Origin of the sequence: Microbacterium sp. zg.Y1084 (assembly GCF_024623595.1) — a bacterium.
GTDB lineage: Bacteria > Actinomycetota > Actinomycetes > Actinomycetales > Microbacteriaceae > Microbacterium > Microbacterium wangruii.
In genome coordinates this window covers 460,793-474,385 of record NZ_JANJGV010000002.1, presented here as the reverse complement: position 1 = coordinate 474,385, position 13,593 = coordinate 460,793, and the positions used below count along the sequence as shown (strand labels likewise).

The window sequence follows — 13,593 nt, the reverse complement described above, 5'->3', positions numbered from 1 at the left end:
CTCAGGCGTGCAGAGCCTCGTTCAGTGTGACGCCGACGCCCTCGCGCCGCACGGCCTCGACGGCGCCGGTGAGCGAGTTGCGGCGGAACAGCACGCCGGAGGCGCCGGAGAGCTCTGCGGCCTTCACGACCTGGGGCGCGCCGTCGTGACGTGCCGGCCCGTCGGCGAGCACGACCTTCGTGCCGGCGGTGACATACAGCCCGGCCTCCACCACGCAGTCGTCGCCGAGCGAGATGCCGATGCCGGCGTTGGCGCCCAGCAGCGTCCGCGCGCCGATTGACACCCGGTGGCTGCCCCCGCCGGAGAGCGTGCCCATGATCGAGGCCCCGCCGCCGATGTCGCTGCCGTCGCCGACGACGACGCCCTGTGAGATGCGCCCCTCCACCATCGAGGCGCCCAGCGTGCCGGCGTTGAAGTTGACGAATCCCTCGTGCATCACCGTGGTGCCGGGGGAGAGGTAGGCGCCCAGGCGCACGCGGGAGGTGTCGGCGATGCGCACGCCAGCGGGAACGACGTAGTCGGTGAGGCGCGGGAACTTGTCGAGGCCCTGCACCTGGATGCCGTGGCGCTGCAGCGACGGGCGCAGCGCGGCGGCGTCGTCGGGGAGCATCGGGCCGGCGTTGGTCCACGCGACGATCGGAAGGTGACCGAAGATGCCGTCGAGGTTGAGGTCGTTCGGTGCGACGAGGCGGTGGGACAGCGCGTGCAGCCGCAGGTACGCGTCGGCGGTCGAGCCGGGCGCGGCATCCAGGTCGATCTCCAGCGACACCGCCGACACGGTCACCCGGCGTCGCTCATCGGGTCCGGTGAGGCCATCGAGATCCGCCTCGGCGTCGACGTCGACAGGGCGACGACCCGCCTCGGGGCGGGGGAACCAGGCGTCGAGCACGGTGCCGTCCGCCGCAGTGGTCGTCAGTCCCGTGGCCCAGATCCATCGTGCATCGCTCATCCCTCCAGATTATCGGGCTGCGCCGGCTGGCTAGACTCGGGGGATGCCACGGCTAGACCTCACCGCGTCCTCCGTCGACATCACCCGCGCGATCTGCGACATCCCCAGCGTCTCGGATGACGAGACCGCGCTGGCCGACGCGATCCACGAGGTGCTGATCGAGCTGCCGCACCTCGAGGTGCACCGCGACGGCGACACGATCGTGGCGCGCACCGACCTCGGCCGCGCCCAGCGCGTCGCGATCGCCGGCCACCTCGACACGGTGCCGATCAACGCCAACCTCCCCACCCGCCACATCGAGGTCGACGGCGAGCCCTATCTGTGGGGTCGCGGCACCGTCGACATGAAGGCGGGGGTGGCGGTGCAGCTCAAGCTGGCCGCGGAGCTCGTGGACCCCCGGGTCGACATCACCTGGCTCTGGTACGACCACGAGGAGGTCGAAGCCTCGCGCAGCGGGCTGACGCGCCTGGCCCGCAGCCGCCCCGACCTGTTCGCCGCCGACTTCGCCATCCTGGGAGAACCTTCCGGCGGCGAGGTGGAGGGCGGCTGCAACGGGACGCTCCGCGCCGTGGTGCGCACCCGGGGCGTGCGGGCGCACAGCGCCCGGGCCTGGATGGGCGACAACGCCATCCACGCCGCCGCCCCTGTGCTGGCCCGGCTCGCCGACTACCGCCCGCAGGAGATCGAGGTCGAGGGCCTCGTGTACCGGGAGGGTCTCAACGCCGTCCGCATCGCGGGTGGCGTCGCCGGCAACGTCATCCCCGACCTCTGCGAAGTGGAGGTGAACTATCGCTTCGCCCCGAGCCGCGACGCCGCCGAGGCGGAGCGCCATGTGCGGGAAGTCTTCGCGGGGTACGAGGTGGAGATCACCGACGCCGCGGAGGGCGCGCGGCCGGGGCTGGATGCCGCGCTGGCGCAGGAGTTCGTCGCCGCCGTGGGTGCCACGCCCAAGCCCAAGTACGGCTGGACCGACGTGGCGCGGTTCTCGGCGATGGGCGTTCCTGCCGTCAATTACGGGCCGGGCGACGCGATGCTCGCCCACCACGACGAGGAGCGCGTGCCGCTGGCGCAGATCGACGCCGTCGAGCGGGGTCTTCGCGCATGGCTGAGCGCTCCCTGACGCGTCCCACCCTCCGCCTGCCGGCGGGGATGCCGCTGTCGCTGCAGGTGGCGGCACTGTACGTGGGCGCACGGATCATCACGACGGGACTGCTGCTGGCCGCGGCGGCTCTCTCGGGGCCCGGCTCACGGTTCGGCGCCGACGCCACTGTGGGCGACCTGCTCTCCGGTTGGGACGCGCAGTGGTACTGGCTCGTGGCTGTGGCGGGTTACCCTGCTGCGCTTCCCATCACCGAGGCGGGCCTCGTCGCCGAGAACGCGTGGGCCTTCCTGCCGGTGTATCCGGCCGTGGCAGCGGTCGTGGGGCTGCCGCTGGGGTCGTGGGTGGCGGGCGCCGGCGTGGTCTCGCTGCTGGCCGGCTACGGCGCGACCTACGTGCTGTGCCGTCTGCTGACGCAGCGCATCGGCAGGGCGGCGGCGCTCTGGTCCGCTGCGATGTTCGCGTGCGCTCCGCTGGCGGCGATGTTCCACGTCGGCTATGCGGAGTCGCTGTTCCTGCTGGTGCTGATGCTCGGGCTGTGGGCCGTGGCGCGCCGGCGCTACGGGTGGCTGTACGCCCTCGTTCCGCTCATGGGGTTCACCCGGCCGGGCGTGCTCGCCTTCTCGCTCTTCCTGGCGCTCCACGGCATCCATCGCTGGCTCACCCGTCGCACCGAGCCGCTCCCGGCTCGTGATGTCGTGAACATCGTCGTGACCGGCCTGCTCGCCGCCGTCGTGGGGTTCTCCTGGATCGTCATCGCCGGCGCGGTCACCGGACATCCCGACGCGTACCTGTCGACCGAACTGGCGTGGCGTCGCTCGTGGCTGCCCGATGCCGGTGCGGGATTCGTGCCCTTCGAGGGGTTCGTGCAGGGAAGCGCCTTCTGGGCGGGAGTCCTGGGGCTGCCCGCCGCCGTCGGGGTGATCGTGCTCGTGCTGCTGGTCGGGCTGACGGCCGTGGCCCTGTGGCGAAGCCGTTACGCGCGCGCACTCGGGGTGGATCTGCGGCTCTGGAGCGCGAGCTACCTGCTGTATCTGCTGGCCGTCTTCTTCCCGCAGTCCAGCACCTGGCGCCTGCTGCTGCCGCTCTCGCCGCTGTGGGGCGCGGTCGCCGTGCCCCGCTCCACCGCCTGGCGGGTGGGGGTGCTGGCACTGTGCCTGGCCGGTCAGGCGTGGTGGATCTACGAGATGTACGCCCTCGGGAACACCTTCTGGAGGGTCCCCTGACCAGAGCGATGGGCGAGCCGGAATTATCCCATAGCCGTTTCACACGATAAACTCAGCGAGGACCTACGACGAAAGGGAGCCCGTATGGCAGCCATGAAGCCGCGAACCGGTGATGGACCGATGGAGGCCGTGAAGGAGGGACGCCTGATCATCGTGCGCGTTCCCCTCGAGGGCGGCGGCCGCCTGGTCGTCTCCGTCAACGACGACGAGGCGAAAGAGCTCTATGACGTCCTCGGTGGCGTCGTCAACGCAGCCTGACACATCCGTGACACGAGAGCGGCCGGTCCTTCGGGGCCGGCCGCTCTCGTGTGCGGTCAGCGTGAGGCGACGGTCGTCAGCTGCAGCAGGCCCTCGCCCGCGATCGACAGCGCACCGATGACGGCGGGCGATGCCTGGGTCTCCTGGATGAGGGAGCGATACGCGCTGGTGATCGGGTCGCGTCGCACCGGATCGGCCACGGCGCCTCCGCCGAGCACGCGAGGCACCAGCACGGTGCCCCCGGCGCGCACGAGGCGCAGGCCGTGCTCGACGTACTCGATGACGCCCTCGGGGTCGGCGTCGATCAGCACGATGTCGTAGGAGGCTTCGTTCATGCGCGGCAGCACGTCGGCTCCGCGGCCGGCGATGAAGCGCGCACGCGCGGGCGCGATGCCCGCGGCCGAGAACGCCTGGCGGGCGGCGCCGAGATGCTCCGGCTCGATGTCGATGGTGGTGAGGGTCGCCTGGGGCGATCCGTGCAGCAGCCAGAGTCCGGAGACCCCGGCGCCGGTGCCGACCTCGACGATGTTCAGGGCTTTGGAGGCCGCCGCGATCACGGCGCACTGTGCGCCGACCGGGGCGCTGATGGGCTCGGCGCCCAGCTCGAGCGCATGCGCCCGTGCCCTTCCGATCGCGTCGGGTTCGACCGTCACCTCCGCTGCGAACCTGCGGTTCGCGTCGTGCTCGCCCATGGCACCTCCAGGAGTCAGCGTACGCGGGTGATCCGCGGCAACCCCGCAGGCGCACGGGTAACCTGGAGGCATGGTGTTCGGGCTCACGTGGGAGAAGCTGCTGCTGATCGCCGTGATCGCCGGCATGCTCATCGGCCCCGAGCGACTGCCGCGCTACGCAGAGGGTCTCGCCCGCCTCACGGTCAAGGCGCGGGACTGGGTCTCCGGCGCGAAGACGCGTGTGCAGGAGGAGATGGGCGAAGGCCTCGACGACGTCGACTGGCGGAAACTGGACCCTCGTCAGTACGACCCGCGCCGCATCATCCGTGAGGCGCTGCTGGACGACGCTCCCACGACCACGGTGCGCGCCGCGGCGACCGGCGCGGCGATGACGACCGCTGCTGCGCCTGCGACGCCGCCGCTGCAGAGGCCCGACGGGCCGCCTCCCTTCGACAGCGAAGCGACCTGAGCCCTAGCGGGGAGCGAACGGCAGGGATCTGCCGGCCAGGCCACGCCCGCGGGCGAGCAGGTCGGCCGCCAGCGCGGTGATCGCGGCCGCCGCCGGGTCGTCGGGTGCCCCGACGACGACGGGCACGCCCGCATCCCCGGCCGCCCGCAGCGACGGGCTGAGCGGCACGGTGGCCAAGAGCGGCACCTCGGCGCCGTCGGCCGACAGCGCGCGGGCGACCGCGGCGCCGCCGCCGCTGCCGAACAGGTCGAGCACCGTGCCGTCGGGCAGTGTCATCGCGGCCATGTTCTCGACCACGCCGATGACGTGCTGCCCGGTCTGGCGGGCGACCAGGCCGCTGCGGACGGCGACATCGGATGCCGCGGACTGCGGGGTCGTCACGACGAGCACCTCCGCGTGGGGGAGGAACTGACCGACCGAGATGGCGACATCGCCGGTGCCCGGCGGCATGTCCAGCAGGAGCACGTCGAGGTCGCCGAAGTACACGTCGGTGAGGAACTGCTGGATGGTGCGGTGGAGCATCGGCCCGCGCCAGGCCACGGCGCCGGGGGCCGCAGTGTCACGGGGGAGGAACATCCCGATCGAGATCGCCTTCACGCCGTGCGCGACCGGCGGCAGCATCAGGTCGTCGATGCGGGTCGGCTGGGGCGGCATCCCGTCGCCATCGACCAGTCCCAGCAGGCCCGGGATCGAGAAGCCGTGCACGTCGGCGTCGATGACGCCCACGGCGGCGCCCCGGGCCGCGAGCGCGACGGCGAGGTTGGCGGTGAGCGACGACTTGCCCACGCCGCCCTTGCCGCTCGTGACGGCGATGACGCGGGTGAGGGAATCCGGGCCGAACGGCATCTGCCGCGCGGCGCGACCGCCCCGCAGCCGCTCCGTGAGCGCGGCGCGCTGCGCGGGGGTCATCACACCGATCTCGAGGTCGACCCCGTCGATTCCGGGGACGCCCATCGCCGCAGCGCGTACGTCGGCCTCGATCCGGTCCGCGGCAGGGCATCCGACGATCGTGAGGTCGATTCCCACGCGGGCGCGGGCGCCGTCGACACCGGCGTCGACGCTGATGCTGCGCACCATGTCGAGCTCGGCGAGGGGACGGCGCAGCTCCGGATCGGTGACGGCGCCGACCGCCGCGCGAACGGCGTCGTCGAGTGCGGTCATCGGTTCGCGTGCCCGTCGTCGGCGGTCTGTGGTCGGTCGGCGACGTCGTCGCCTTCTTCGGACTCTGGGCGGCGCTCGAGAGCGCGGGCGAGCTCCTGACGGAGCACGTCGCGGGTGACGACCTCGCTGGTGACCTCGGTCAGCGCCATGCGCAGGGCCACGATCTCCCGGGCCAGGTACTCGGTGTCCGCCAGGTTGCGCTCGGCGCGCTGGCGGTCCTGCTCGATCTGCACGCGGTCGCGGTCGTCCTGACGGTTCTGGGCCAGCAGGATCAGCGGGGCGGCGTACGAGGCCTGCAGCGACAGCATGAGGGTGAGGGCGGTGAACCCGTTCGCGGCCGAGTCGAAGCGAAGGTGCACCGGCATGAGGGTGTTCCAGGAGAGCCACGCGATGCAGAACAGGCTCAGCAGCAGCAGGAACATCGGCGTGCCCATGGCACGCGCGATCCACTCGGTGAACCGGCCGAATCGGTCGTTGGAGGGCTGCGGGGGGCCGCTGCGGGCGAGCATCCCCGGGCGTCCCCGGGGCGCCTCGAGGGTCGCCTTGCGTGCGCGCGCCATCAGCGGCCGACCGTTCGGCGGGAGACGCTGTCATGACGGGGCGCATCGTGAGAGCGCCAGTCGTCGGGCAGCAGGTAGTCCAGCACGTCGTCGACGCTGACCGCGCCGACGAGGCGGTGGCCCTGATCGACCACGGGGAGCGACACGAGGTTGTAGGTCGCCAGCAGTCGCGCCACCTCGGATGCGGGCGCCGTGGCCGGCACGGGCTCGAGGGAGTCGTCGATGATGGCGCCCAGACGCTCGTGCGGCGGGTATCGCAGCATCCGCTGGAAGTGGACGACGCCCAGCAAGCGGCCGGTGGGCGTCTCGAAGGGGGGCAGCGTGATGTACACGGCGGCCGCGAGGGCCGGGTGCAGCTCGTGCCGCCGGATGAGCGCCAGCGCCTCGGCGACGGTGTTCTCGGCCGAGAGCACGATGGGCTCGTTCGTCATGAGGCCGCCGGCGGTGTCGGGGCCGTACTCCAGCAGCGCCCGCACGTCCTCGGCCTCATCGGGTTCCATCAGCTCGAGCAGCTGCGCGATGCGGCCCTCGGGGAACTGGCCGAGCAGGTCGGCGGCATCGTCGGGCTCCATGTGGTCGAGGACGTCGGCGGCGCGCTCGTCGCCGAGGTTCTCGAGGATGTGCATCTGCTCGTCTTCCGGCATCTCCTCGAGGGCGTCGGCGAGGCGGTCGTCGGGCAGCTCGCCGGCGACTTCGAGCAGCCGCTCGGCAGGCAGGTCCAGCAGGGTGTTCGCGAGATCGGCGGGGCGCAGCTCCGAGTAGGTGGCCACGAGCTGCTCGGCGGACTGCGCCTCACCGGGCACCTGGTGCTCGCGCACCTCGTCCCAGGCCGCGAACGTCGTCGGACCCTTGGCGAAGGGCGCCGCGCTGGTCTTGGGCCGGCGCAGGAACAGCTGGGACACGTCCCAGTCGCCGAGGCGGCTGCGATCGATGGCGACGTCTTCGATGACGGCGGTGCCGCTGCCGTCGCGCAGGTACACCTTGCGCCCGAGCAGCTCCGCCATGACGCGCACCTCGCCGCCGCGCTGCTGGAAGCGGCGCACGTTGATCAGGCCGGTCGTGATGACCTGGCCCGTGGCGATCGAGGTCACGCGGCCGATCGACAGGAACACGTGGCGGCGGCCGGGGATCTCCACGACCAGCCCGATGACGCGCGGCGGGTCGTCCTTGCGGAAGATGACGACGACGTCGCGCACCTTGCCCAGACGGTCGCCGGCAGGATCGAAGACCGTGCAGCCGACCAGCCGCGCGACGAAGACCCTCTGCGTGCTCACGCCCCCAGCGTAGTGCGCGGGGTGCACCCGCGCGGCCCCGGCCCGCCGCGCGGACGCGTGCGAAGATGGGGGGATGAGCATGATGGGCGCGTTCGGATCGGGGCGCAACGCGGTGGGGGAGACCGTCGCGGTGTTCACCTCGTACGAGGCCGCACAGAAGGCCGTCTCGACGATGATCGCCGCGGATGTGCCCGCGCGGGACATCACGATCGTCGGTCAGGGACTGCGGTCGATCGAGAAGGTGACGGGCCGTCTCGGCTACGCCACCGCCGCTCGTCAGGGGGCCACCAACGGCCTGCTGCTGGGCCTGCTGTTCGCGGCGATCTTCGTGCTCGGCGCACCGGAGGTTCCCATCCAGCTGTTCGCCGGTGTGCTGCTCGTCGGCATCGCCGTCGGCATGCTGATGAGCATCATCGCGTACTCGTTCATCCGTCGCCGCCGCGACTACGCCTCGATCACGCAGGTCGCGGCGGAGCGCTATGAGGTCACCGTGCAGGCGGCCAGCGTGCACAAGGCCCGGCAGGTGCTCGGTCGCGCGGGAGCTCCCGCTGCGGCGCCTGCTGGGACGCCGGCCGGCGCCGCAGCGGCACCCGGCTCGGCGCCGCTGCCTCCGCGCCCTGCCGCTCCGGTGCCCCCACCCCCGATGGACCCCAGCGAACCGCCGCGCTACGGCGAGCGGATCACCCCGCCCCGGCAGAACGGGGACGCCGACGCGGCATCCCCGACGGACGCCGGTGCTGACGGCGGGAGCGCCGGCGGATCCGACGGCGGCGCCGCGGGCTTCTGATGCCGTCGCCGGTCGTCTCGCTGCCTTCGGGCGATACGGTCGTCTCGGCGGATGCCGAGTCGCCGCCTTCCCCGTGGGCGGCGATGGCGGTGGCACACGGCGCAGGCGCCGGCTACCGGCATCCCTTCCTGGTGGGCTTCACCCGGGGGATGGTCGCTGCGGGCGTCGCGACGCTGCGCTTCAACTTCCCCTACGTGGAGGCCGGCCGGCGCATGCCGGGACCGCCCGCTGCGGCCGTGGTGACATGGCAGGCGGCCGAGGCCACGCTGCGGGAGCTGCACCCGGACCTGCCGCTCTGGGCGGCGGGCAAGTCCTATGGCGGGCGCATGGCGTCGCTCGCCGCGGCCGACGGGATGATCGCCCCCACGGGACTGGTCTACCTCGGCTACCCGCTGCACCCCCCGGGGCGCCCCGATAAGCCGCGCGTCGATCATCTGCCGCGGGTGACGCCGCCGCAGCTGTTCGTCGAGGGCACGAACGATCCGTTCGTCGATCCGCACGAGCAGCTGCAGCAGGCGGTGGCGACGTGCCGCGACGCGTCGGTGCACTGGATCGAGGGCGGCAACCACTCCTTCGAGGTGAAGGGACGCCGGCGGCCCGCCGACGAGATCGGCGAGCAGCTGGCCGCCGACGTCGCCGGGTGGATGCGCACGCACGCCTGAGGCCGCGCACCATCCGCGCTGAGGGGCGTTTCGGCGCCGCCGCGGCGTTCAGCGCCCGGCGGCGTACCCCTGCATGCCGCGGGGGTTGGCGGCTGCCCACAGCACGCCACGGCTGCGGTCGATGCCGACACCGCTCAGTCGTCCGAGGGCCCAGGGACCCGACCGCGTCACGTCGTGGCCGCGCTCCGCCAGTCCGGCCAGCACGTCGTCCTCGAGCCGGTCCTCGGCGATGACGCCCGCCGGTGTCCACGTGCGCGGCCAGAACGAGTCGATCAGCGCGGTCGTGTGCAGCGTGGGCGCGTCGATGGCCTGCTGCGCGGAGTACCCGCCGGCGAGCATCCGTGCGAGCATGGGCAGCTGCCACTGCTCCTGCTGGTCTCCGCCCGGCGTGCCGCACGCCATCACGGCAGCACCGTCGCGCAGCACCAGGGTCGGGGTCAGCGTGGTGCGGGGACGACGGCCGGGGCGGAGGGCCGACGGCGACTGCTCGTCGAGCCAGGTCATCTGCAGTCGCGTGCCGAGGCAGAAGCCGAGCTCGGGCACAGTGGGCGAGGACTGCAGCCAGCCGCCCGACGGGGTCACCGCCACGATGTTGCCCCACCGGTCGACGACGTCGATGTGGCAGGTGTCGCCGCGCGTCTGCCCCGACCTCGCGACGGTCGGCTCACCGGCGCCGGCCACGGCGGCCGTCTCGCCGGTATCGGTGCGCAGGGGCGGGCGGAACGGATGCCGGCCGGGCAGCGTCCCCGGTCGCCACTCGTGCGACGCGCGGTCGCCGATCTGGCGGCGCCGGGAGGCGATGTAGTCCTCCGACAGCAGCGCCGCGACGAGCCCGTCGTCGCCGTCGTCCCCGAAGTAGGCGTCGCGATCGGCGAGGGCGAGCTTGAGCGCCTCGACGATGGTGTGCGCGCCGTGCGCGGTCGCCGGGTCCAGCGCGTCGTCGTCGAAGCCGTCGAGGATGCGCAGCGCCTCCAGCAGCGCGGGGCCCTGGGTCCACGGGCCCGCCTTGGCGACCGTGTGACCGCGGAACCGCGCCGACACCGCCGGCTCGTACCCGGCGTCGAAGCCGGCGAAGTCGGCCGGGGTGATCACTCCCGCGTGATCGGTCCCGGACGAGTGCCGGTGGGGGGTGGCGAGGAAGGCGGATGCCGCCTGCGCGACGAGCCCGGTCTTCCATTCGCGCCGTGCGGCGTCGATGCGGCCCCGCCGGTCGGGTGCGGCGGAGCCCGCGGCGACGAGACCCTCGAGCACCGTCGCATAGGCGGGGTTGCGCACCAGGTCGCCGGCGGCGGGCACGACACCCTCCGGCATCCACAGCTCTGCGGAGCTCGGCCAGGCGTCGCGGAACAGCCCCGACACCCGCTCGATGGTCGCCGAGACCGCCGCGAGCAGCGGATGCCCGTCACGCGCGTAGCCGATCGCGTAGGCGAGCACGTCGCCGACCTCCCACGTGCCGTGGTCGCGCAGCAGCAGCAGCCACGCATCCACCGCGCCGGGCACGGCCGCGGCGAGGCCACCGGCACCGGGGACGAGGTCGAGCCCCTCACCGCGCAGGTGCGGGATCGACGCCCCCGCGGGAGCCGGCCCCTGGCCCATCAGCACCGTGGGTGCGCCGGCGTCGGCATCCCCGCGCTGGAAGATCCCGACCAGGTCGCCGCCGGGGCCGTTGAGGTGAGGCTCGACCACGTGCAGCACGAAGCCGCCCGCGACGACCGCGTCGAACGCATTGCCGCCGCGCTCGAGCACGGACTGCGCCACCGCCGTCGCGGTGGCGTGCGTCGAGGCGGCCATGCCGAAGGTGCCCTCGAGGGTCGGCCGCGTGGTGAACGCCGGCGGCGGCGTGAAGCTCACGCGCGGCGATCCCGGTCGCGCGGGCGCGGCGCGTCGTGCTCGCGGTGCGCGCCCGCGCGACCCGCGGTCATCGCGCCGGCTTCTCGCCGGCGATCCAGGCCTCGACCTCGTCGGCCGTGCGCGGGATGCCCGCGGAGAGGTTGACCGGGCCGTCCTCGGTCATGAGGATGTCGTCCTCGATGCGCACGCCGATGCCGCGGTACTCCTCGGGCACGGTGGTGTCATCGATCTGGAAGTACAGTCCGGGCTCGATGGTGAACACCATGCCCGGCTGCAGGATGCCGTCGTAGTACATCTCGCGCCGCGCCTGCGCGCAGTCGTGCACGTCGATGCCCAGGTGGTGGCTCGTGCCGTGCACCATGTAGCGGCGGTGGTGGCCGCCGGTGTCGGCGTCGAGGGCCTCCTCGGCCGTCACCGGCAGCAGACCCCACTCCGCCGTGCGGCGCGCGAGCACGGCCAGCGCCGTCTCGTGGAGGGTGCGGAAGGTGACGCCGGGCCGGGCCGCCGCGAACGCGGCATCCGCCGCCTCGCGCACGGTCTCGTAGATGCGCCGCTGGATGTCGGTGAAGGTCCCCGACACCGGCAGCGTGCGCGTGATGTCGGCGGTGTAGAGGCTGTCGACCTCGGCGCCGGCGTCGATGAGGATGAGGTCGCCCGGCAGCACCGCCCCGTCGTTGCGGGTCCAGTGCAGGTAGCAGGCGTGGGGTCCGGATGCCGCGATCGTGTCGTAACCCACCGCGTTGCCGTCGCTGCGCGCCCGCTGGTGGAACACGCCCTCGACCACCCGTTCGCCGCGGGGATGCTCGATGATGCGCGGGAGGTTGGCGACGATGTCGTCGAACCCGTCGGCGGTGACCTCGACCGCGAGGCGCATCTGCGCGATCTCGTAGTCGTCCTTGATCAGCCGCATCTCGGAGACGACGCGGGTGAGGTCGGCATCCTCGCCGACGACGAGGTCGTCGTCGCCTGCGGCGAAGTCGTCGAGGTGTGCGGTGGCGATGCCGAGCTCCCCGGCGACGCCGTCGAGGTCGGGGCGCGGGCCGATCCAGAACTCGCCGATCGAGGCGTCGGAGTAGAACTCCGCCGTCGTGCGGTCGGCGCGCTCCCGGAAGTACAGGGTCACGTCGTGGCCGTCGTCGGTGGGCTCGAACACCAGCACCGCGTCGGGCTGGCTGTCGGCGCCCCACCCGGTGAGGTGGGAGAACGCCGAGTGCGCCCGGAAGGGGTAGTCGGTGTCGTTGCTGCGCTGCTTGAGCGAGCCGGCGGGCACCACGAGCCGCTGACCGGGGAACGCCTCGGACAGCGCCGCCCGCCGCCGTGCGGCATAGGGCGCCTGCGCGCGCTCCTCGGGGAGGATGGCGGGACGCTCGGCCCAGCCGGTCGAGATCGTGTCCAGGAAGCCCTGGCCGTAGTTCTGACGCCGGTTGGTGCTGGTGTCGGTCTGCTGCGGTTCGGTCGCGGTCGTGCCGCTGTCGCCTGACGAGTTCATGCTTCCAGTGTCCCACCTGCAGACGTGAGAGCAGTGAGAATCAGCCCGCCGGCTCCAGCTGCACCACCAGGGGGCGGTGATCGCTGCCGACGCCGTCCATGGACGTCAGCACGACGGAGCCGCTCACGGTCCAGGCATCCGTCGTCATGACGTGGTCGATGGGGGAGCCGATGAGGGAGGGCACGTCGGTCGGCCAGGTGCCGGCGGCCCCGGTGCCGCTGTCGGCGGCGGCGTCGCGGCAGCGGCCGAGGTGCCCGCCGTCGACGCCCATGCGCAGCATGTGGTCGATGGTGGCGTTGAAGTCCCCGGCCATGATGACGTCATCGGCGGCGCACTGGTCGGCGAGCCACTGCAGATCGTCGCGCCACGCCTGCATGGCGTTCTGGCGGGGCGCGACGGCGTGGGCGGCGACGATGATCGGCCCGCTGCCGTCCACCGGCATCGCGACGGCGCTCGGCACGACCGAGGTGTTGCTGGAGCCGTCGCGGGACGACTCGATCACGGCGTAGTCGCCGAGGTCCGGTGAGATGAGCAGGGTGGTCGACGAGGCATCCCACAGCCCGTGCTTGGTGTGGTGCGCCCACATCGGGTGCCCCATCTCGCGCATCGCCTCGGCCACCGCCGAGCCGGTCTCGATGGTCGTCTCCGGCAGGGCGACGACGTCCGCCTCCATCGTGACGGCCGTCTGGGCGATCTTCTCGGGAGCGGTGGCCTCACCCCCGGCGGTGTTCCAGGTCATCACGCGCAGGCTCGTCTCGCCCTTGGCCGGGAGGGCTTCTGCGCCCACTCCGCGTTCCGCGACCATCACGGCGCCGGCGCCGGCGGCGAGGAGGCACACCGTGGCGATCGACAGCGCGAAGGCGCGCATCGGTCGGGCCAGCGCCAGCAGGAGCGCCAGCAGGAGCATCGTCGCGAACGCCAGCACGATGAGCGGACGGAAGGCGACGATCTGGGCGATCGGGAACATCCGCTCCACACGGAAGAAGGACGGCCATGTCACGATCGCGGCGCCGATCGCGAACAGGACCGTCAGGAGGATCCCGGTCAGACGCAGCACGTCGCGACTCTATGACAGCACCCTGGGAGATCGACCGACGACGCACCCGCCGTGCGCGTGTCGCGCCGGTACGCTCGGAG

The 13,593-nt window shown here is 72.7% G+C and carries 14 protein-coding genes; 6 read left to right on the top strand and 8 right to left on the bottom strand.

Going from position 1 to position 13,593, the window contains the following annotated elements:
• Position 1 precedes the first annotated feature (1 nt).
• The gene (gene dapD, locus NQ165_RS03515) at positions 2 to 949 is read right to left on the bottom strand and encodes a 2,3,4,5-tetrahydropyridine-2,6-dicarboxylate N-succinyltransferase (protein ID WP_257531325.1); all 948 of its coding nucleotides are present in this window, start codon (positions 947 to 949) and stop codon (positions 2 to 4) included.
• Positions 950 to 992: 43 nt separating this feature from the next.
• Between dapD and dapE the strand changes: the two genes are divergently transcribed.
• The 3 genes from dapE (at position 993) to NQ165_RS03500 (ending at position 3,532) form a co-directional block, all read left to right on the top strand.
• Positions 993 to 2,069, top strand: a complete 1,077-nt coding sequence (gene dapE, locus NQ165_RS03510; protein WP_257531323.1) for a succinyl-diaminopimelate desuccinylase — start codon at positions 993 to 995, stop codon at positions 2,067 to 2,069.
• Positions 2,051 to 3,274 carry a hypothetical protein gene (locus NQ165_RS03505; protein WP_257531321.1) on the top strand — a complete coding sequence of 408 codons (1,224 nt, stop codon included), beginning with the start codon at positions 2,051 to 2,053 and terminating at the stop codon, positions 3,272 to 3,274. The genes dapE and NQ165_RS03505 overlap by 19 nt, the downstream gene beginning before the upstream one ends.
• Positions 3,275 to 3,358: 84 nt before the next feature.
• A complete protein-coding gene (locus tag NQ165_RS03500) occupies positions 3,359 to 3,532 on the top strand; it encodes a DUF3117 domain-containing protein (protein WP_257531319.1) in 174 nt (57 codons plus the stop codon).
• A 56-nt stretch (positions 3,533 to 3,588) separates the two neighbouring features.
• On the opposite strand, the gene NQ165_RS03495 is transcribed toward NQ165_RS03500, so the two are convergent.
• A complete protein-coding gene (locus NQ165_RS03495; protein ID WP_257531317.1) occupies positions 3,589 to 4,224 on the bottom strand; it encodes an O-methyltransferase in 636 nt (211 codons plus the stop codon).
• Between the two features lie 70 nt (positions 4,225 to 4,294).
• Here NQ165_RS03495 and NQ165_RS03490 point away from each other — a divergent pair, with 70 nt between their 5' ends.
• Positions 4,295 to 4,672 carry a Sec-independent protein translocase TatB gene (locus NQ165_RS03490; RefSeq protein WP_257531315.1) on the top strand — a complete coding sequence of 126 codons (378 nt, stop codon included), beginning with the start codon at positions 4,295 to 4,297 and terminating at the stop codon, positions 4,670 to 4,672.
• 3 nt (positions 4,673 to 4,675) lie between these two features.
• Here NQ165_RS03490 and NQ165_RS03485 read toward each other — a convergent pair whose 3' ends face one another.
• The 3 genes from NQ165_RS03485 to NQ165_RS03475 are packed head-to-tail and all read right to left on the bottom strand — an operon-like array spanning position 4,676 to position 7,667.
• A complete protein-coding gene (locus tag NQ165_RS03485; protein ID WP_257531313.1) occupies positions 4,676 to 5,833 on the bottom strand; it encodes an Mrp/NBP35 family ATP-binding protein in 1,158 nt (385 codons plus the stop codon).
• Positions 5,830 to 6,393: a DUF1003 domain-containing protein gene (locus tag NQ165_RS03480; RefSeq protein ID WP_257531311.1), complete on the bottom strand. Its 564-nt coding sequence runs from the start codon at positions 6,391 to 6,393 to the stop codon at positions 5,830 to 5,832. Before NQ165_RS03480 ends, NQ165_RS03485 begins: the two co-directional genes overlap by 4 nt.
• Positions 6,393 to 7,667, bottom strand: coding sequence for a magnesium transporter MgtE N-terminal domain-containing protein (locus NQ165_RS03475; RefSeq protein ID WP_257531309.1), 1,275 nt, complete (start codon positions 7,665 to 7,667; stop codon positions 6,393 to 6,395). The genes NQ165_RS03480 and NQ165_RS03475 overlap by 1 nt, the downstream gene beginning before the upstream one ends.
• 73 nt (positions 7,668 to 7,740) lie before the next feature.
• Between NQ165_RS03475 and NQ165_RS03470 the strand changes: the two genes are divergently transcribed.
• Both NQ165_RS03470 and NQ165_RS03465 read left to right on the top strand, forming a co-directional pair.
• On the top strand, positions 7,741 to 8,454 hold the full coding sequence (locus tag NQ165_RS03470; protein WP_257531307.1) for a general stress protein: 714 nt from the start codon (positions 7,741 to 7,743) through the stop codon (positions 8,452 to 8,454).
• Positions 8,454 to 9,116 (top strand): alpha/beta family hydrolase, encoded by a 663-nt coding sequence (locus NQ165_RS03465; RefSeq protein ID WP_257531305.1) that lies wholly within the window; start codon positions 8,454 to 8,456, stop codon positions 9,114 to 9,116. Before NQ165_RS03470 ends, NQ165_RS03465 begins: the two co-directional genes overlap by 1 nt.
• A 48-nt stretch (positions 9,117 to 9,164) precedes the next feature.
• On the opposite strand, the gene NQ165_RS03460 is transcribed toward NQ165_RS03465, so the two are convergent.
• The 3 genes from NQ165_RS03460 to NQ165_RS03450 form a co-directional block, all read right to left on the bottom strand.
• Positions 9,165 to 10,967, bottom strand: a complete 1,803-nt coding sequence (locus NQ165_RS03460; protein ID WP_257531303.1) for a gamma-glutamyltransferase family protein — start codon at positions 10,965 to 10,967, stop codon at positions 9,165 to 9,167.
• A 67-nt stretch (positions 10,968 to 11,034) separates the two neighbouring features.
• Positions 11,035 to 12,456, bottom strand: coding sequence for an aminopeptidase P family protein (locus tag NQ165_RS03455; protein ID WP_257531301.1), 1,422 nt, complete (start codon positions 12,454 to 12,456; stop codon positions 11,035 to 11,037).
• Between the two features lie 40 nt (positions 12,457 to 12,496).
• A complete protein-coding gene (locus NQ165_RS03450) occupies positions 12,497 to 13,513 on the bottom strand; it encodes an endonuclease/exonuclease/phosphatase family protein (protein WP_257531299.1) in 1,017 nt (338 codons plus the stop codon).
• Between the last annotated feature and the right edge of the window lie 80 nt (positions 13,514 to 13,593).